General features: G+C 45.9%; 19 protein-coding genes and 1 pseudogene. 8 read left to right on the top strand and 12 right to left on the bottom strand.

Annotated features, from left to right (window positions below):
* Positions 1-283 precede the first annotated feature (283 nt).
* Positions 284-736 (bottom strand): thioesterase family protein, encoded by a 453-nt coding sequence (locus MTF70_RS05235; protein WP_005374933.1) that lies wholly within the window; start codon positions 734-736, stop codon positions 284-286.
* 210 nt (positions 737-946) lie between these two features.
* Here MTF70_RS05235 and MTF70_RS05230 point away from each other — a divergent pair, with 210 nt between their 5' ends.
* A complete protein-coding gene (locus MTF70_RS05230) occupies positions 947-1711 on the top strand; it encodes a ferredoxin--NADP reductase (protein ID WP_005374935.1) in 765 nt (254 codons plus the stop codon).
* A gap of 180 nt (positions 1712-1891) precedes the next feature.
* On the top strand, positions 1892-2338 hold the full coding sequence (locus MTF70_RS05225; protein WP_205461243.1) for an RDD family protein: 447 nt from the start codon (positions 1892-1894) through the stop codon (positions 2336-2338).
* Between the two features lie 59 nt (positions 2339-2397).
* Here MTF70_RS05225 and MTF70_RS05220 read toward each other — a convergent pair whose 3' ends face one another.
* The 10 genes and pseudogenes from MTF70_RS05220 to MTF70_RS05175 form a co-directional block, all read right to left on the bottom strand.
* Entirely contained in the window at positions 2398-3069 is a 672-nt protein-coding gene (locus MTF70_RS05220; protein WP_017634411.1) for a DUF2057 domain-containing protein, read from the bottom strand.
* A 216-nt stretch (positions 3070-3285) separates the two neighbouring features.
* Entirely contained in the window at positions 3286-4434 is a 1149-nt protein-coding gene (locus MTF70_RS05215) for an AI-2E family transporter (protein ID WP_005386936.1), read from the bottom strand.
* Positions 4427-5113 carry a potassium channel family protein gene (locus MTF70_RS05210; protein WP_005374942.1) on the bottom strand — a complete coding sequence of 229 codons (687 nt, stop codon included), beginning with the start codon at positions 5111-5113 and terminating at the stop codon, positions 4427-4429. The genes MTF70_RS05215 and MTF70_RS05210 overlap by 8 nt, the downstream gene beginning before the upstream one ends.
* A 16-nt stretch (positions 5114-5129) precedes the next feature.
* Positions 5130-6020, bottom strand: coding sequence for an HlyD family secretion protein (locus MTF70_RS05205; RefSeq protein WP_033906681.1), 891 nt, complete (start codon positions 6018-6020; stop codon positions 5130-5132).
* Between the two features lie 12 nt (positions 6021-6032).
* Positions 6033-6236, bottom strand: a complete 204-nt coding sequence (locus MTF70_RS05200) for a DUF1656 domain-containing protein (protein ID WP_005374946.1) — start codon at positions 6234-6236, stop codon at positions 6033-6035.
* Positions 6236-7883, bottom strand: a pseudogene (locus tag MTF70_RS05195) (TolC family protein). Before MTF70_RS05195 ends, MTF70_RS05200 begins: the two are co-directional and overlap by 1 nt.
* 10 nt (positions 7884-7893) lie before the next feature.
* A complete protein-coding gene (locus MTF70_RS05190) occupies positions 7894-10071 on the bottom strand; it encodes an FUSC family protein (protein WP_205461244.1) in 2178 nt (725 codons plus the stop codon).
* A 388-nt stretch (positions 10072-10459) separates the two neighbouring features.
* Positions 10460-11329, bottom strand: coding sequence for a DMT family transporter (locus tag MTF70_RS05185; RefSeq protein ID WP_205461245.1), 870 nt, complete (start codon positions 11327-11329; stop codon positions 10460-10462).
* 141 nt (positions 11330-11470) lie between these two features.
* Positions 11471-12439, bottom strand: a complete 969-nt coding sequence (gene yidZ / locus MTF70_RS05180; RefSeq protein WP_205461246.1) for an HTH-type transcriptional regulator YidZ — start codon at positions 12437-12439, stop codon at positions 11471-11473.
* Complete coding sequence (locus tag MTF70_RS05175) at positions 12414-13604, bottom strand: MFS transporter (protein ID WP_025768608.1); 1191 nt, start codon at positions 13602-13604, stop codon at positions 12414-12416. The genes yidZ and MTF70_RS05175 overlap by 26 nt, the downstream gene beginning before the upstream one ends.
* Before the next feature lie 132 nt (positions 13605-13736).
* Between MTF70_RS05175 and MTF70_RS05170 the strand changes: the two genes are divergently transcribed.
* Both MTF70_RS05170 and MTF70_RS05165 read left to right on the top strand, forming a co-directional pair.
* On the top strand, positions 13737-14207 hold the full coding sequence (locus tag MTF70_RS05170; RefSeq protein WP_005386917.1) for a GNAT family N-acetyltransferase: 471 nt from the start codon (positions 13737-13739) through the stop codon (positions 14205-14207).
* A 24-nt stretch (positions 14208-14231) separates the two neighbouring features.
* Positions 14232-14690 carry a GNAT family N-acetyltransferase gene (locus MTF70_RS05165; RefSeq protein ID WP_005386911.1) on the top strand — a complete coding sequence of 153 codons (459 nt, stop codon included), beginning with the start codon at positions 14232-14234 and terminating at the stop codon, positions 14688-14690.
* A gap of 34 nt (positions 14691-14724) precedes the next feature.
* Here the strand turns inward: MTF70_RS05165 and MTF70_RS05160 are convergent, their stop codons facing one another.
* Entirely contained in the window at positions 14725-15237 is a 513-nt protein-coding gene (locus MTF70_RS05160; RefSeq protein WP_005374970.1) for a DUF2799 domain-containing protein, read from the bottom strand.
* A gap of 259 nt (positions 15238-15496) precedes the next feature.
* Between MTF70_RS05160 and MTF70_RS05155 the strand changes: the two genes are divergently transcribed.
* The 4 genes from MTF70_RS05155 to MTF70_RS05140 all read left to right on the top strand — a co-directional run bounded on the left by MTF70_RS05155 (position 15497) and on the right by MTF70_RS05140 (position 19480).
* The gene (locus MTF70_RS05155) at positions 15497-16207 is read left to right on the top strand and encodes a response regulator (protein WP_025768607.1); all 711 of its coding nucleotides are present in this window, start codon (positions 15497-15499) and stop codon (positions 16205-16207) included.
* Positions 16207-17649: a two-component system sensor histidine kinase CreC gene (gene creC / locus MTF70_RS05150; protein WP_025768606.1), complete on the top strand. Its 1443-nt coding sequence runs from the start codon at positions 16207-16209 to the stop codon at positions 17647-17649. Before MTF70_RS05155 ends, creC begins: the two co-directional genes overlap by 1 nt.
* A 75-nt stretch (positions 17650-17724) precedes the next feature.
* Complete coding sequence (gene creD, locus MTF70_RS05145; RefSeq protein ID WP_025768605.1) at positions 17725-19065, top strand: cell envelope integrity protein CreD; 1341 nt, start codon at positions 17725-17727, stop codon at positions 19063-19065.
* On the top strand, positions 19052-19480 hold the full coding sequence (locus tag MTF70_RS05140; protein ID WP_025768604.1) for a DUF2809 domain-containing protein: 429 nt from the start codon (positions 19052-19054) through the stop codon (positions 19478-19480). The genes creD and MTF70_RS05140 overlap by 14 nt, the downstream gene beginning before the upstream one ends.
* Positions 19481-19682 lie beyond the last annotated feature (202 nt).

Raw genomic sequence — 19682 nt, 5'->3', positions numbered from 1 at the left:
TCAGATTGTATTGAGTTTATTCATGGCTTTATGGTCTGCTGCAAGCGGTAAGTAGATTCTTAGTCTCGCTATGGCTCGCTAGAATGACGTAGCTTTTCTTATCGCGTAGGCTGAAAGAGTCGCTCTACTGTTACGTTTAGCGAGGTTTCGAATGATTCACTTTAGGCTCATTAGAATGACGCGAGTTTTCTTATTGCGTAAGTTGGAATGGTACCTCAGCATCATTCCCGATAGCGATGAAGAAGCGCTGTCGGGAACCTCGCCTTTAATCTCTCGTTTCTTGCTACTCCAAGTGATGCGTACTACCCACGGTTCCTTCCAAGTCTAAAATCGACTGGCGAACGTGATCTGGAATCGCAGCTTTAACGTTGTTCTTAAAATCAAACATCACACCAGTGGCGGTCGCGATGGTCGCAATTTTACCCCACTTCTTACTCAGCACTTGGTACTCCATCGTGATGCGATCTTCTTGCATGTCGATTACGCGAGAACCGACTAATAGCGTGTCTGGGTAAGTAACAGGCAATTTGTAGCGGCATTGAGTCTCGCTCAGTACTGGCCCAATTTGCGAGGTCTGCAGGTCGACCAGCAGGTTAATTTTGTTGAAGTAATCTAAACGTGCGGTCTCGAAGTAGCGAAAATAGACCACGTTATTAACGTGTTGCAGAGCATCCATTTCACCCCATGCGACTTTTATCTCTGTGATAACGGGAAAGTCCTTTAACAGTGTGTCCATTTTTATTGCTCCTTTTTCATCTGCTTTGCCACAAATTGCGACACGACTTATCACTTTGAGCATTTATTCTAGATGTAATCATTTAATATGTAATAAAATTGTTTTTAAAATGTGAAATGAAATAGTGGTTTGATTATGTAAACCAGAAACTTTACATAATCGAGTTGAAGGCGTAAGTTTAACTAAGAGTAACCAGATAGGAGGTGTCTCATGATTGAACTCAAAGGTTTCAACCTCGCAAGAGTTGAGAAACGCATCGATTGGACAGGTGAGCTGTTCAGTTTGAGAATATCTGGCGCGCCTCTTTCCTTTAAAGCTGGCCAATTCACCAAGCTTGCTTTGCTTGATGATGAAGGTAAGCCGATCAGCCGCGCTTACTCTGTGGTTAATGCGCCAAGCGAGCAATTCGATTGGTTGGAGTTTCTAATAGTAGCCGACCCTCAAGGACAACTTTCTCCACGGCTCCAAAAGCTTAAATCTGGTGATAGCATTTATGTCGGTGCCACCGCACATGGCGATTTAATCCATGATTCTATTCCTAAGCAGGCTCATGACCTGTGGCTGCTATCTACAGGTACGGGGATTGGACCGTTTTTATCGCTGCTGGATGATATAAACTTACCGCCTCACAATGAGCGCATTGTGCTGGTTCATGCCGTTCGTTTCGAAAAAGATCTGGTTTATAAATACCTAATTGAACAGCTTCAGCAACGATATGAAGGCAGATTAAAGTATATACCGATAGTCAGCAGGGAAGTGGTTGATGGTAAATTACAAGGCCGAATTCCTGAACTCATCGAATCGGGTTTACTGTCCAACGCCGCTGATGCGCCATTCTCAGCTCAGCGTAGCTTTGTCATGATGTGTGGGAATCCACAAATGATCAAAGATACCGTGCCCGTTTTACAAGAGCTAGGCTTGGAAAAGTATCGCCATCAAACTGGGGGAAATATCATTTACGAACGTTACTGGTAGCGTTTTGTTAAATTGATACGGTTATGCTCAAGATGTAATGATTACTTTTGAGATACGACCGCGATTTAGTATGTTCTTAGTTGAATATTATGTTGGCAATACCTAAACTGCGCTCACCATTGCGCGTCTGTACACTCAGTCATTCTCGCTTAACCAATTACATTGAGGTGACTGAAGTCCATGTATGCTTTTATCGCGAGCAAGCAACAGAGAATCATTGCTGGTTTTATCGACCTGCTCTTTACGATGGTGGTAGTGTTAATAATTGCATTGAGTATTAACTCTTTTCTTAACGACTTTCAGCTCTCTTTAGCAGATAACCTCATGCTTGTTCGTGAAACTCAGGCGTTTTACTTGCTTTCTTTACCAACGGTTTTAATGATCAACTGGAATGCATTGAGTCATGGGCAAACCATTGGTATGCGCATGATTGGTATTAAAGTTGTAATGAAAAATGATAGTAAGGCAACGAAAGTTACAGCAGGGTTAAGGCTTGTTATTAGCTACTTGCTGGAGATGCTCATTCCGGGGATCCCGTTGGTAAATTTGGCATTGTTGTTCTTTCATCCGGAGCGACGTTTGTTGCATGACTTGATCGCCAATACTAAAGTTGTCCAAGTTTCCTAATTTTTGATCAAAAAAGCCACGTGAAGTGGCTTTTTTAATATCGATAAAGTTAACCAGATTTACTGTTGATTAACATATTTCTTAAAGCGAGCTTTGGTTTCTGCGTCTGCTTTTTGGTACCAGAAGTGCAGCATCTCTTCAGCTGTCGAATCCGCTTTAACCGCAGTTGCTCTCACTTGCTTCATATCCGCAGGAACCTTTGCAGGAAGCGTGACTGGCTGCATGGTCGCTGCGCCAGCAAAAGCCACGGCTGCTGCACCGCCAGCTTGGTTATAATCTTCGATTTCACGTACGTAATCACGACCGATTTGCATACCCGGTTTGAGCAACTTGTCCTGGTCAACCGCGATTGCGTTGCCTGAATCATCAACCAGTTTCCAATCTAAGTCTTTGATCTTCTCTTCCGCATCACGTAGGTTGCGGTATTCTGGCATTTGTAGAGTGAGTTCGGCATTGGTCGCGTCAAATCGTGTAACGATAACATCGCTTTCAACACTTAAACGGTCATTACCTTGGTTGAAGTAAGGGGCGAAACGAAATACGACTTGGTTAAGGCCATCAGGTAACGTCAGTGTTCTTTCAGAGGCGAAAAAACCACCCGAAAGATCTGCTTTTTCACCGTTAGCCGCCAATACTGAAACGTTGTCAGGAACACTCACGGTTACATCTGCGAATGCCATGCCACTCATTGCGAGAGCAAGCGCACAAGTTAAAGGCTTGATCAATTTCATTGTTTTTATCCTAAGCAAATTAGTGGTCATCGAGAGTGCATCGTTCATTGCCCGATTGCAACTCCCAAGTGTAATAAGTATGAAAATTTAACAAGAACGTCATTTTTATCGCATTTATTACGACGAAACTGTGATCCAAATAGAATCAAACCGCTGAAATGCAGCGGTTTGATATCATAAGTTATAGATTAAATTTCTTTCTAACTTATTGATTTATTAAATGCCAGCACCGTGTCCAGGTTCTGATTGGTCATCAGAAGCGTCTTGTTGTTCTGCCATTTCTTCTTGCTGTTGTGCTTTCTCAATGCTCAACCACCAAACAAATAACTCATACCAAATTGCTAGGATAACGGCACCTAAGAACAGACCAACGATGCCGTAGAAAAGCATACCACCGATGGCACCGAGCAGAATCACAGGCATTGGCACGTCGACGCCACGTCCCATTAACATTGGTTTGAACAGGTTTTCAGAAAGAGCCGCAACTACGACCCAAACAGTAAACATGGTTGCTGTTGAGGTGTCTTGGGTCATGTACATGAAGCCAATCACAGGTAGCACTGCGAGCAACGCCGGGAGCTGAGCGATACATAAGATCATTAGAAGCAGTGTGAGTAAACCTGCTGCCGGAACGCCAAATACGAAGAAACCAGCACCGATCAACAGTGCTTGAATCGCCGCTACACCGACTACGCCAAGCAGTACGCTTTTAATTGTCGCTGCGATAAGCGTGGTCCAGCTTTTTGCGTTTTCACCAGCGGTACGAATCGCGATGGTTCTTAGGCCTGATGCCGCAGATTCAGAGTACGTCATGAAACCTGCTGCAATAGCAAGTGACAAGATTGAAAGCAGTAAACTTCCCAATACGCCCCCCAGTGTACCCAGTAAAGATGTGAGTCCTGCCTTTATTTGTGGCATAAAGGTTTGAATCGCTTGCTCAAGATTAGTAGCGAATAGGGTCCACACTTCGTAGAGCTTATCACCCACGATAGGCCAATCCGCTACGGAAGGTTTTGGCCCTGGTATTTTCACTTGACCATTTTGTAGTACTTCAAGCGCGTGCGTTGCACCATCCACAATGGAGCCTGATACCATAACAAGTGGCGTGACAAGGAGGGCAATACCAAGTAAAGCAATGGTTGTGGCTGCCAGACCTCTGCGACCACCATATACACGCTGCAATTTTTGGGTAAGCGGCATTAAAGCGACGGCTATAATAGCGCCCCAAATAACCGGAAGTATGAAGGGTTTGATGATGTCGTACGTAAACATCAGCAAGACAAAGATCAAGCCAATGCGTATTGCTGATTCCACCATATTACTGATGAAAAGCTTACTGTCGATTTTTACCGATTGTTTATCCATTTTTGTTTACCTGATGATCAATGTTAGAACTGACGAGACTTGAAACAACAATCGCCATATAAAAAACACCTGTGATGGCCTCTAAATACACCACGACTTGAGCCAGTGGTGTTAGAGGACTAATGTCGCCATAACCGAGCGTGGTTAAGGTAACGAAACTGAAATACGCTGCATTGGAGAAGTTCTGCCCCCAAGAAATCGCTTCCATACCGGTAAAGGCTTCAGGCGAAAACTCAAGCAGAATGAGGTAGGCAATCGCCCACATCAGACCAAGCAGCAAGAAAAGCGCGACCGAGCCAATGACTTTGTTGCTGTTGACATGGCCGGTGAAAAGAATCTGTCTTGCGATGGATTTAAAAGTGCCGAAAAAGAACGCAAAGGTGAGGGCAAGCATCACCACATTCATCTCTCTGATGTCGAAAACGGTCTTGATCACAATCACAAGAACCCAAATACCAAACAGGCTGTAGAGGAAACGAGACCAGGTTTTGTCAAAGCGAAGGCTCGCAAAACAGACGATAAACGTCAGAACCGTGAAAGCCTGAAGTATGTGTTCAATCGTCCCTTCACCTACGACTTGTGCCATCGCACTCCCTAGCAACAAAATCACTAGTGCTAAGGTTAGATAGAAGAAGTTGTTTTCTTCATTAATATTTTTGAGGTTTTTACCAATGACCATGGCTCTTCTCACTTAGTTATTGTTCACTTTCTGCGGATGACTCTTTCATCACCATGATGGACGCAGAAAGCCCGAATCGAAGATCAACATCTTCAGGAAGTTCTTGTAGGGAGATTCGCACCGGAATACGTTGTGCTAAGCGAATCCACTGAAAAACAGGGTTTACGTTTGGAAGAAGGTTGTAGCCGACCGTGCCGTCTTTGGGCGCAATACCCCAACCAATCGAGTCAACCGTCGCGTCAATTGGCGTGTCTGGGTGAGACATCAAAGTGACACGCGCTTGGCTGCCAGGTTCGATTTGCGCAAGTTGGTTTTCACGGAAGAAACCAAATACCCAAAAGCTGTTTTTGTCGATCAGTGCGAGCAGTGGTTGGTTTGCGACCGCTTGCGTACCGTTTCTAATATCGAGGTTAGATACAAAACCATCGACGGTCGCATAAACTTTGGTAAAGCTGAGATTAAGGCGTGCTGATTTTAGTTGCTCTTCTGCAGATTTGATTTGCAGTAGCGACTCTTCGTAAGCGATTTCACGACGAATCAGATCCTTGTGAGAAACCGCGCCACGGTCTTTGGCACGAATGTCTTTTAAGCGGTCATATTCGATTTTTTTACCGCGAGAGCTAACAATGGAGCGCTCCAGTGCTACTTCGGCTTGAGATAACGCAACCTGGTAAGTCGCAGGGTCGATTTCAAACAGTAAATCCCCCGTTTTTACTTCTTGGTTGTCTTGCACCGCGACATTTACAATTGGGCCTGATACGCGAGGAGCCACTTTGATGACGTTAGCACGCACTTGCCCATCTCGTGTCCATGGGTTATTAAAGTATTCCTCAAACTTTTGATAGCCGAGCCAAGCTGCGCCACCAAGAATGACAAGATTGAGTGCGATTACGAATAGTTTTTTCATCTTGTTTGGCACCTAAAATTGAATATAAAAGCTGTCGATGGCCACCACATAACCGACCATGATGGCAATAAACGTCAGAGACGGAAAAGCGATGAAGCGAGACAAACGTGTCTTGTTCAATATCATCACCGTTATCCACGTGGCCGTGACGGCGAGAAAGAGCACGAGTAGCGTAGGAGAAAAGTAAACGTCTCCCCAAGAGAGTTCATGAGGCATTACCGATCCTCCGTTTTGTTTTCATCACTGGTCTCAGCCGGAGTTTCGAGTCGCAAAGGCGGCAATACGCGGTTTTCTTCATTTAAATAACTTCCCCCAGTCAGTGCGCTCTGTCATCTGCGTGGCAATCGATTCACTGATGAAAGGCTTGCCTGTTTGGGTTTGCCAGCCTCCACCGAGGGCTTTGTAGAGCGCGACAACTTGGTTCGCAACATTACCTTTGATCGTTGCGTAGCTGTCTTCTGCGCGGGTCATTTTTTCTACCGAGTTAAGCAGACGTTCGAATGAAATTTGTCCGTTTTCGTACTGTGTCATGGATATGTTGAACGCACGAATGGAAGAGTTGACCGATTGCAAGCGTAAATCTTTTTGCTGCAAATACAGGTCATACGCTTCGATTGCATTGGTGACTTCATTAACGGCTTGCAGTACCTTTTTGTTGTAGTTCGTCAGCGTTTCTTGGAAGCGAGCATCTTCGAAACGAATGTTATTTTTCACGCGTCCGTATTGGAAAATGTTCCAACTGAACGTTGGGCCAACCACCATGGTGAGCGAATCGCTAAAACTGAAACTGCTGCCATCGGGAACCGTACTGTCGATACCGATGGAACCGAACAACGAAAAGCTTGGGTACAGAGCGGTTTCTGCCACGCCAATCTGCGCACTTTGCGCGCGAGCTTGCATCTCAGAGACTTGCAAATCCGGACGTCGCATCACTAAGTTAGCATCCACTTGCGTATCCAAAAGCGGTGGACGTGGCACAATGGAGCGCTCGTCGGTGCCCGATAGCGCCGATTTTCTGCCCGTTGATTTGAACTGGGCTTCGTACTCAGCGATTTGCTTGTGCATCCCATCCGACTGTAGCAGTCCATCTACTTCTTCTGGTAACAGACCCAGTAGCAAAGCCAACACAGTACGTGATTGCTTCATTGCCACTTCGAGGCTCGGTAGCGCTGCTTTGGTGGTGTAGAGTTGGTTTTTAGCTTGTTGAACGTCCAATTCTGTAACGTTGCCAGAGTCGAACTGCACCTGTGTAATGCGGACGACACGCTCTTGAATCTCGATATTGCGGCGAGACAGCAAAATACGTTCTTGGAATGTGCGATAGTTGATGTAATTGCGCGCCACTTCGGCGGTTATGGTGACCATGATGTCGTGATACGATGCGATGGATGCGTAGTAACCCGCTTCTGCCGACTCAATTCCGCGAGCATACTTGCCCCAAACATCCATTTCCCAAGCAGCATCAAACGACAAAGTGGCGTTATTCACGCCCTGATCATTTACGTAGGCACGCGCTAGGTTTCCTGACACGGTTTGAACTTGTGGGTATTGCAAGCCAGTCGAAATACCAAGGAATGAACGTGCTTGAACAATTCGTAGCCCTGCGGCTTCTAAATCGAGGTTTTGTTTGCTCGCCAACTCAACCAGCTGATTAAGAGTTGAGTCATTAAATTGCTGCCACCATTGTTGTAGCTGTTGCTCTGATTGCTGCGTATCTTTGGCTGCTGTTTTTTGCACCGACCAGTCACTTGGCAGTGGCGCCTGCTTTGGATGAACATAATCTGGTCCTACCGTGGTACACGCACTGAGTCCGAGCAAAGAAAGTATGGCGAGGCTTGGTTTGGTTAGTTTTGGAAGCATCATATCCCCACCTTTAAAAACGCTTCTGTTGTAAGTTCACCCAATCGATATCCTCGTAGGTTTGCTTGCAATGCTTGATTGCTTCGAACACGTTCCGTTTTAAATTCAGCAAGATATAAAAACCGGCTATCTCTGAATAAGCGTAGTCAGATAAATCCAACTCACTAAAAAAATCTTCCAGTTTATCTTCGAATGTTTGGTAATCTTGACTGTATTGGTCGAATACGGAGTCGAGTTCTTGTGTTGCTTGATGGCTGGCTAAAGCGCCCGCCATCAAAGGAATGATGGAATCGCGGTGCTGTTGGCGAAGCTGAGTAATTAGTGGATTGGTCATCAACTTTTTCTCGGCGGCCATTAAGATGTTGATGTGATTACTGAGTACATCACACGCTTTGCTAAACGCGCCAATCGCTTCTGGCGTGGTTTTATCAAAGTGTTTGTGGTTGATTTTCGAACCCCAGACTTTGAGCTTTTTCGATGAGACATTGAGCGTCACCAAGTGTAAGGCCCGTTTGAGCGGCGTAATAACCGAGCTAGACTGCTGTTGATAGGTAGTGAACAGCTCTCGGGTATGTCGGAAGTAGCGTTCTTTTATGGTCAAAAAGAGGTGTTCTGGTCGTGAGCTAAACGGGAAGTAGTGCGCGAAAATAATCATGAACACCACCATGTAGAACAACAGCATGATCGTCATGAGGATCCCGAAGTGATAAAACATGTTGTTGTCTAAACCGAGAACAAACAAGCCAATCATATAGAAAATCGTCACTGGCCCGTTAAACAGATAAAAACCGATAAAGGTGTAGATAAAGATAAACAGGCCAAGCTCTAACCCGAGATCCAATTGCGGAAGAATGAAGACGTAAGAAGGCACCGCGAACAAGAAGCCGAAAGTGAAAAGCACTAGCAACAAAATCGGGTGCACAGGCACGAACGACAGCAAAGACATAAACATGGTCGAGAAGACCACGAATGAATAGCCGCCTGGTGGATTGAAGTAAATCCAAATCAGTCCTGCAACCCAATAGGTAACAAAGGTTTTGACCGCAGTTTTAAAGTTTTCTGCGTCCCACCATAGAAACTTGCCTTTCGGTTTCGGCAGTGGCACGTCAAAGGAGACATTGTTCGTCACAGAGTCAATACAGCTAATGCTCTCCGCTAAACGCGACAAGTTTTGATGCATCAGTTCCAATAGGTGACCAAGCGTAAGCGCAGAGCCTTTCTCTAGGTGAGCTGCGTCTTCAAGCAACGCTTGGTTGTATTTGACTTTGAATTCCTGGGCACGATAAGCGGGTTCTTTTTCGTCCCAGACTTGTTGGCAGGTATCAAATAGCGCGTCAATTTCCGCCACGGCTTGATCAAAGTTGCTGATGCTTTCACGGTCTTGCTGGTGGCTAAAGTGGCTGTGCGCCGCGACGGTCAATTGTTGCGTTACCTGCTTGTTCAAATGAACTGCCAAGCGCCACTCTTTCATGTAGGCCGACACGTCACTGCATTCCACACTGACCGTGGCAAAACGCTGTTCGAGCGCATTTTGGGCGGCAAACATCTGTTCGATGAGAGTGTCCACGCTAGGAGGTTGTGGCTCTTCCGCTTCTGGATTTTCTTCTCCGCCTTTTTGAGGAGAGATTTGCCCTGCCGATTTTTGCTCGAAATTTTGCAAGATAGAGGTGAACAACGCGCGTTGTGCTTGGTTGAGTTGTTCGATGAGCTGTCTTAGGTTTTGTTCTGTTTTGGTCGGGAATAAGAAAGTCCCCACGAGTGTGTAAACCACCACCCCTAACACCGTCATATAGGCGCGGTCAACGCCATAAAGAAACGCACCTTCTGCGTCACCGCCATTGGACATCATCAACGTCATCACGCCGGTCAGCATGAGTAGCGTAGGATCTTTTTGATAGGCATTACGGAAGTAAAAAATGAATGAGACCACAACCGACACGCTCAACATGTACAGCAAGCGGTCTTGAGCAAACAATCCCACCAGTAACAAGCCAACGACGGCGCCAACCAACGTACCGAACACGCGTAAGGTACCTTTGGCGAGGGATTCACGACGACTGCCTGTGGATGCAATCAGCATCACTGTGGTTGCGGCCGTCGATGCTTGCGGCCAACCCATGGCAAACGGGATCAGATAAGCCAGAGTCAGGCTAAGCGATACTTTAATAGCGAATTTTATTTTGTCGTTCATAGTGTCAAAGTTTGCTCAGGCTTATCGTTATAAGTTGATGAATTTCTTATGTGAATAATCAGAATCTTATTCTGAATAAATTCGGGGGGCGGAATATAGCGGGTGAAAAAGTGTGCTTTGTAAACCCTTTGTCAAAACAAAAAGTGCGTATTTGGCTTGATCTCGTGCTAGCCCTTGGCGTTATTGGTGAAACGCCTAAAACGAGCAAATTCGCGATCTGTGATGATTCTCACTTTTGAAACAAAATAGTCGTGTTGTGTGAGCCAATTCTCACCTTATATCCTTCGCCTGGTACCAAAGCAGACCACTTGTACCATCTGCAATGAGCTTTACTGCTTTAAAAAGCATAGATGATGAATGGGTATTTGAGAGGGAAAGTTATTACTTTTTATCGGCTTGCCGATTGTTCGTTTGTTTTTTTGGATCGAGATAAAAAAACCAAAGCGATCCCACCAAGAATGATGCCGCTGGTTAAAAGAATATGCAGTGAGAGAGGCTCGTGGAGTACGATGCTGCCGAGTAGCAAAGCAATGGCTGGCACGGAAAGTTGGCTGACGGCGGCTTGAAGCAAAGAGAGCTTACGTACGACTTGGTACCAAAGTGTATAACCAAGGCCAGAGGCAATGGCACCAGATGCGATAGCGAGCAACATTCCGCTCAAAGAAAGTTGGATTGAGGACAAGATTAATGGCGAAAGGAGCACGCCAATTATTGATGCAGCGATGAATCCCCACGTGATCCCACTACTTGGAGAAGGCGCTTGTTTGCCGAGCGCAGTAAACGCAGCCCAACAAACGCCAGAAATCAACATGAGAAGTGCAGAGCTAATATCGGGGCGAGTGGCAGATGGCAACATCAACCAAATAAATCCAACAATTGAAAGGCCGATACCGATGATTTCGAGAAACTGAAAGCGCTCACCTTGCAACCAATAGATCGCCAGTAATGTAAGTTGCACGGCACCAAACAAAAGCAAAGCACCAGTTCCTGTCGCCAGTTGTAAGTACGCGAAAGAGAAAAGGGCAGCGTAACCAAATAACGCCACGCCAGCAAAAAAGCGAAAGCGAGAAGTTGGCCGATCGGTTTTCCACTGACCTCTCACGACAAGCATTGCGATTAAGGTAATCGCGCCAGATATCAATCGAACGAGCGTGAAGCTTCCTGCATCAATTAACCCTTCTGCCAAGGCAAGTCGGCACAATAATGAATTGGCAGCGAACGCCAGCATTGCAATAGCAGTGAGTAAGAAGGTCGACATCCTTGATCCTTAGCGTGTAAATGAACAGCTAGTGTAGATCCAAAAGAACATTTTTATTAGTTGATAAAGTGATTAGTTATAGCTATCAGAGCAAGAAAGTCATTAAAAATAACCAGAGAAAACCTGACCTTAGCCTGAGTCTTACTGTGGTTGGGAAGGTTGTTTGTACAATGACTTAATGGTGTTTTTCAACCATAGCAATTTGGGATTGTACGGATTGCGTTTATGCCAAATCATGGTAAATGGAATCAGTAACTTGTCTTGTTGAGCTTGGTCTAATGGAATTGGCAAGCACACCAAATCGAGATGCAGCTTTTCTGTGTAACTTTTGCAATAGTGCGGCGCGGTGGTGATCATGTCATGCGTCGGCTGCGCTGCCATAAAAAGGGATTGCTCAAAGTTGGACATCGTCAGCCCGATAGAGCGCTGTAGCCCTAGTTCCGTTAATACTTCATCCAACGCCCAAGTTTCACTTTTTTCCCAAACAATATTGATGTGTTGGTAGCTCAGAAAGGTCTCGAGATTCCACTCTTGCTGTAATGCCGGATGATCTTTATGTAAATACACCATCGGCAGGTCATAAAATAGAATCTCAAAATCCAAGAAATACGGCAGAAGATCCAACGACTCTTTCGATCTCGGGTGACTCTCTCGGCCGGTAAAACCGATATCCGCCTCTCCTCGAATGATGGCGTCGAGTGAATCGTAATCCCAGTTACTGGTTTTTACTTTCGCTTCAGGGTATCGCTGGTGGATAGCGACGATGAGTCTGTCCAGCACTGTGAGCACTAATGGCGACTCAATCGTGATATCAAAACGCACTCCTTTAGGCGTAATATCGCTGCGTTTTTCTGCAATTTGGCTGCCAATTTGCAGCCATTCTGCGAGATCTTGCTCCATGCTTTGTGCCAAAGGCGTTGGCGCAAGACCTTTAGGTGTTTTGACAAACAAAGGATCATCGAACCAATGACGAAGTTTGTTGAGCGACTTACTTACGGTAGAGGGCGTAACGTTCAGCTTTTTCGAGGCTTTCGAGACGCTTTGCTCTTGCAGCAATAATTGCAGAGTGAACAGTAAGTTTAAATCAAGTGGCGCTAGGGATTTCTTCATAATGGGTATCGTGAACAGGCTTTGGAATCAATAGTATTAGAGCAAGGCTGATTACGCTACCTAACACTAAGATAAACACCAACATATTCAGTGCACTAACGCCGATGAAACCCATAAACCAAATATAGAACGCGGAACTACAAACTTGAGCAATGCCCAGTAGTGAGCTCGCCACGCCAGCTTGTTGAGAGAATGGGCTGAGCGCTTGGCTCATGGCCACGCCAAAGCCACAAGCGAAGCCAGCGCAAATCAGCCCAAGTCCGAACACATAGTAATGAGATTGTCCATCATGGAAATAGGCAGCACTGAGCACGATGCCTGCACAAGCGAGCAATACTTGAGAGGTTATCATTAAGGTTCGCTGTTTAAAAATCCCCAATGCCAATGGCGCAGAGAACGAAATCAACATACTGATCGTCGCAGTCCCTGCCATGATGGAAGAATAGCCACCGCGATCAAAACCAAGCATGCTCATCACGACAATTGGTGAAGCGTTAACAAAGGTCAGGATGGTGGCCACTCCAAGTGCAGTAATGATCAGCCTACTGATAAAAAATCGCTCGAGGAAAGTCTCATGATGGCTCTCTGGCGTAGCCTGTTCTTCACCTTGTTGGTTGGGTAGTGATTCCTTGAGACCAAAAATGGCCAATACACTGACGAGAATGCCCATTCCTGCCATTGTGGTAAACAAACTCGGCCAAGGAAATTTCAGCATAATCAAGTGACCAATCACAGGTGCGATCACTGGAATGATACAGGTGATGCCATTGAGCATCGACAATACTTTCGCGCGGCGTTCATCGTCTAACGTGTCGCGTAAAATCGCGAACGCGACGACATAGCAAGATCCAGCCCCGATGCCTTGGCAAAAGCGAGCAATCAAGAAAGTGTTTGGTTGCTCAGCCATCCCGCCGAGAAAAGACGCGAGCACGAAGATCATCGCGCCGACGACGGCAACAGGCTTTCGTCCCACAGAGTCTGCAATTTTCCCCGCGAATAACATGGTGGTAGCCATGCCAGCTAAATAGATCGAAAACGCAATATGCAACTGAGATTCACTGGCGTTGAGATCTGACGCAATTTGAGGCAAACCAACAAGATACAAATCAATGGCAGTAGGGTAGAGTAAAACGAGTGCAAAACTACAAAGTAAAAAACGGGACATGGAAACCTCTCTATCGAATGGCGAGGATAATAGAGTGCTAAACGTTTGCCTGCGAGTGGGAAATACGACACTAGGTATTTCTATTTACGACATACCCTGTATGAATTGAGCATAAAAACAACAAGGAAGATTATGATTACTATTGAAAAGTATTCGCCTGAGCGACATGAACAAACTTGCGAACTTAGCGTGCTAGAAGAGCAATCGCAGTTTACGGTCGCGGATGTGGGTGAAATGCTTACGCGTCTTGAACCTACAGAACTTCCGCATCTGATTTTGACAGACGATGATGTGGTTGGCTTTTTTCTATTTGATGCAGCTTACAGTGAGAAATACGATTTTTGCCCGAAAAACAGCTTAGGCGTACGTGCTTTGCTGGTGGATCACCGTCATCAAGGCAAAGGCATCGCCAAGCAAGCCATTCAACAGTTTGCCGATTTCGCCAAACGCCATTATCCCGAGTTTGATGCGCTTTATCTCACCGTGAATTGCCGCAACATACCTGCTTATCAGTGCTATTTAAAATCAGGGTTTGAAGATACCAATGAGCTTTACCACGGCGGCCCAGTTGGACCGCAGCACATTATGAGACAGCCGCTTTAGCTATGAAAAACCAAGGATGGATATATGAGAATTGAAATCGACAATTTAGAACGGCCGCAAGTGATAGCGCTGTTGGAAGGACATTTACAGGACATGTACGCCACGTCACCACCAGAAAGCGTGCATGCGTTAGATTTAGATAAGCTCAAAGCGCCAGAAGTGACATTTTGGACAGGATGGAAAGGTGAGCAACTGCTTGGGTGTGCGGCGATTAAAGAGTTGGATGACCAACACGCGGAGCTGAAATCCATGCGCACCACGCCTACGGCAAGAAACCAAGGTGTGGCATCTCAATTATTGATTCATGTGATTGAGCAAGCGAAGCAAAAAGGTTTGCAGCGCTTGAGTTTAGAAACGGGCTCGATGGAGTTTTTTAAACCAGCGCGCCTGTTGTATGAAAAGCATGGCTTTGTGTACTGCGAGCCGTTCGGGGATTACGAACTCGATCCGAACAGTCAATTCATGACCCTAGAACTGAGCTAGGGCCATGAATTTTTAGAAGCTAAATCCAATCGATTTAGAAATTCAGATTCAAGTTGATGGTTGGCGACAAGAGGCTTGAACGCTCGTCAGCCAATCGCTTTCTCTTCTCTTTCAGTCTCTTGGCATTATCTTTGTCTGGATTGCCATCAAGCTGATTATCGATGACCGAGATTTCAGTATCGATTTGTTGGATGCGTTGCTGGCGTTGATATTCTTGATGACCTAACTGGTAGTTCTCAATAAACTCTTTGCTGCTGCATACACCGTAATATTCTTTGCCTTCGATACCGACAGTGTACCCATTGTCTGGTGAGCAATATTGGATAGTGCCTTTATCAAAGCCTTCTTTCCATTTCGCTCGGTCGGGTGTCACACCCGCTTCACCACAGTCTTCGGTATAGCTATTGATAATGTTTGGATCGTTGCCATCTCGGCCATCTTGATAACCTACGTTGTACCAGTTTGCCGTTTTGCACTCATCCGGAGACATGCTGGCGCAACCTGAGAGCAAAGTCAGTAAAGCCAGGGGAATTAGCGCTCTTTTCATCAGTGACTGTCCTTTAAATAAAATCGAATTGATAACTTGAGTTTAAAATGAACACTGTTCATATCAATGGTTGAAATCATTGTATTCACAATTGTGGTGACTCATTAATCTAAGTGATAAATTTATTATGCTGAATAGAAGTGTGTTTGATTAGTATTATCCATGAACTGCGCCTTTGCTGCATCAATCCACTAGCCTTGGCCCCAAATTAAGTGATAATACCAACATAAAGATAAACACCGTCAATGAGGCTAAGACATTGAGCGAACAACCCACCGTCCTTATTATCGAGGATGAATCTGCTATCGCAGAGAACCTGATTCATGTATTAGAGATGGATGGCTACCACGCAGAGTGGTTTGCAACAGCAGGAGAGGGCTTAGCTTTTTTGCAGCACAACTCCGCCGCGTTACTTGTCTTAGACGTAGGCTTACCGGATGGCAATGGTTTTGAATTATGCAAAACCATCCGTGAGTTTTCTGATATTCCCATTATCTTTCTCACAGCAAGAAGCGATGAAATTGACCGCGTCGTGGGCTTGGAGATTGGCGCGGATGATTACGTGACTAAGCCATTTAGCCCGCGCGAAATGCTGGCGCGCATTAAACTTCGAATCAAAGCTAAAGCGCCAATGATAGAGCACAAACCAGAGCCTGTAGCTGTTCCAGAACAGCCTCAATTGAACCAAGGTTTGGTTGCGCAAAACTTCGATTATGGTGTTGGCGGGCAAATGCTTGGGTTAACGGCGGTCGAATTTAAGATTCTCGATAAACTGATTTCCGTCTCTTCCAATGTATTGAGCCGAGAGCAGCTCATGGTCGCGGCAGACATGGCGCCAGAGGCTGCATACGAGCGCAATATCGATACCCACATCAAAGCCATTCGCCATAAGTTGAAGCCGTTTGAGATGTCTGAACGCATCTGTACCAAGCGTGGCTTTGGTTACTTTTACTGCATTAAAGGTGAATGATGAACCGCTGGCCGAAGATCCCTCTTGGACTCAGACTGTTTTTTCTCTACTTCATCTTAGTCGGAATGACGGCTTACATGGTGAGCAAAACGGTTGTCCAAGAACTTAAGCCAACCGTGCGTCAAACCACCGAAGAGACGCTGGTGGATATGGCGAACTTGCTTGCGGTATTGGCGGAAGAAGACGTTGCAAACGGAAAGTTGTCTGAGAGTCGCTTCTCCAAACTATTAACGGCTTATGGGCAGCGAGAACCTCAAGCGCGCATTTGGGAAATCGGTAAAAAAGCGATTAACCATCGAATTTACATCACCGATAAACAAGGGATTGTGATTGCGGATTCTTGGCAGCAAGACGTAGGCAAAGACTACTCGCAATGGAACGATGTTTATCTCACGTTGCGTGGTCAATACGGCGCGCGCAGTACCATCGAAGACCCGAAAGATCCGCTTTCAACCGTCATGCACGTTGCTGCGCCCATCTACCACAAAGGCGAAATCATTGGCAGCGTGACGGTGGCAAAATCCAATCGCTCAGTACAACCCTTCATCGATCTTTCTAAACGCAATGTGCTGTTTTGGATGGTATGGATGAGTGGTTTAGTGCTATTGGCAGGGGCATTGTTTGCTTGGCGAATTCACTCGGCATTGAACAAGCTAGAAGACTACGCGACCAAAATGGGTGAGGGCAAAAAGGTCTCTAAGCCGACATTTCGTATCTTTTATGAGTACGGCACGCTAAGTGATGCATTAGAGAAAATGCGCAATCAGCTCGATGGTAAGCAGTATGTGGAAGAGTACGTACAGACGCTGACTCATGAGCTGAAAAGCCCGTTATCAGCGATTAAAGGCGCGAGTGAAATATTGCAAATGCCGTTGCCTGAAGAAAAGGTCACGCGCTTTGCTGGCAACATTGAGCGAGAAAGCGACCGCATGCAGTCATTGATTGATAAGTTGCTCGAACTGGCTCGTCTTGAAAAGCGCCCCGAGTTAGAACAAGTCGAAGCTATCTCGCTAGAACAAATGGTCAATGAAGTGGTTGAGTCGGCGGATGCGCGTTTGAGTGCTAAGTCGGTCACTGCCAAAATCCAAATTGATGACCATCTCTCCGTACTTGGTGATGCCTTCTTACTGAAACAAGCCGTTTTTAACCTGATGGACAATGCGCTGGATTTTGTTCATTCAGAGGGATGCATTGAATGGAAAACTGAGGTCACGAAAGAAAAGGTGTGCCTGTCGATTTTCAATTCAGGTCCTCACATTCCCGACTATGCATTGCCTCGTTTAACCGAGCGCTTCTACTCCCTCGCTCGGGAAAATGGTGTTAAGAGCACTGGGCTCGGGCTGAATTTTGTTGAGCAAGTGATCAAGCTGCACAAAGGTCAGTTGCAAGTCGAAAACGTCGATGCTGGCGTGAAAGTGACCCTGATTTTACCAACTCCATAGAAACTCCACATTAGCTCCATTCGTTCTCCAAATTGCTGATTTAGATTACTTCCATCAGCAAATGGAGAATGAAACATGAAAAAGATCCTCAATAACCAACTCGGCACGAAGTTCGCCTTCGTGCTGTTTTTGTTTGTCTTACTGCAAATCCCGCTTTCAATGGTCACAGGGCTGATCTCAGAACGCTCATATCGCCAAGATGAAGTCAGAAACGACATCGCACGCAGCAGCAGCGGCGAACAGCGCATCATTGGCCCATTCATCATGGTTAACTACACCGAAACCAGTTACCGAGATGACAAAGTACAGATTAAAGAGCGTCGTAAATTCCTCCTACCTAGCACTTTTGATATGAGCGCGAATCTGGACAGTTTTGAAAAGTACCGAGGCATTTACCGCGCGCGTTTATACAAAGCACAAGTGGCACTGAAAGGCACTTTCGATGCAGACGATCTCACGGCATTGCAGGGGCTTGATATTGACAACATGAGCCTAGTCGTTGGCATTGAAGACAGCCGTGGATTGATTCGTTTGGATGACATGACCATGGCGAGCTCTGATATCGAAGTCGCACCGGGAACGGGGTTAAATCAGTTACCACAAGGCTTCCACAGTGATCTGACACTTGCAGACCTAAACCCAGCACAACCTTTGGCATTCGATCTTAACTTCTTGCTACAAGGGATGGGGCAGCTTCAAGTCACACCAATCGGCAGTCAAACAACGGTTGAACTCTCTTCAACTTGGGCACATCCAAGCTTTATCGGTGATTACTTACCGGTGTCATCAGAAGTCTCTGAGGATGGATTTAATGCACAATGGGCGAGCAATAACTTCTCTACCAATATCGCGCAGCTGTTCCAAAGCTGTTTGTCATCGAATCACGCTTGTCACGAGCTTGAACAGCGACAAATGGGCGTAGATTTGATTGATCCCGTGGACCACTATTTGAAATCCCACCGAGCTGTGAACTATTCACTATTGGTTATCACATTAGTGTTTGCGAGTTTCTTCTTACTGGAGCTGTTCCAAGCGCGTCCGGTTCACCCTGTGCAATACGGTTTTATTGGTCTGGCTTTAGCGCTTTTCTATCTGTTGTTGATTTCGATGAGTGAACATCTGGGCTTTAACTGGGCATATGTGGTGTCGGCAGTCGCATCGACGGGGCTTTTAAGTGTGTACGTGAGCGGTATGTTGAGCAACACCAAACACGGCGCGATATTCGGAGTGTGTTTGCTCACTCTCTACGGATTACTGTTTGGCTTGCTACAAGCAGAAAGCTACGCATTGGTTATGGGGACATTACTGTGTTTCGCGATTTTGAGCTTCACTATGGTCATTACACGCAACATCGATTGGTACGCACGAAATAAGAAAGAAGAAGAAAGTGCAAAGGCGAATCATGAAGATATTTAAGCGAGCAACTCTCACTGGTCAGCCAAGCGATATGGTGGAAGAAACGTGCGCTATCCACCTGCGATTTTCTGCAAAAAATGGACTGAAAAGCTTGGTGTGTTTTATCGTATTGGTCGTTATTGCGCTCTATATTCGAGACAGCTTTATTCGTCCGACATTTGGTGATGTTCTGGTTGTGGTTTGGCTCTACTACTTTCTTGCAAGCTTGTTCTCCATGCCCGTTAACTGGCTGGTTTCACTGGTGGTGTTGATTGCGTTTGCTGTCGAGTTGGGGCAATTGCTTCAGGTCGTAGCTTGGCTTGGTATCGAACCTTCATCGCCTCTGGCTGTAATTTTGGGCGCCACATTTGATTGGAAAGATCTGCTGGCTTATAGCATCGGAGGTCTACTGTGTTGTTGGATGGAAAAGCAATGAAAACCGAGATGAAAGCCATTGCGCTACCAAACCGACTCCGCCATTCCAAACGAGGTATTCGTAAAAGGATCAAAATCAGTTTACTCAAGCGCGTGTACCTTTGGTCACTGACCAATAGAGAACTACTGTAGCGCTACTTCTCTATCTGAAATACAAAAGGGAATCTTAACTCACCGGCGCACAGGTGAGTTAAGACTCCCTT

Source organism: Vibrio sp. 2CM40D (assembly GCF_023161825.1).
GTDB lineage: Bacteria > Pseudomonadota > Gammaproteobacteria > Enterobacterales > Vibrionaceae > Vibrio > Vibrio alginolyticus.
The sequence above is the reverse complement of the archived record's forward strand: the minus strand, read 5'-3'. Positions and strand labels throughout refer to the sequence as shown.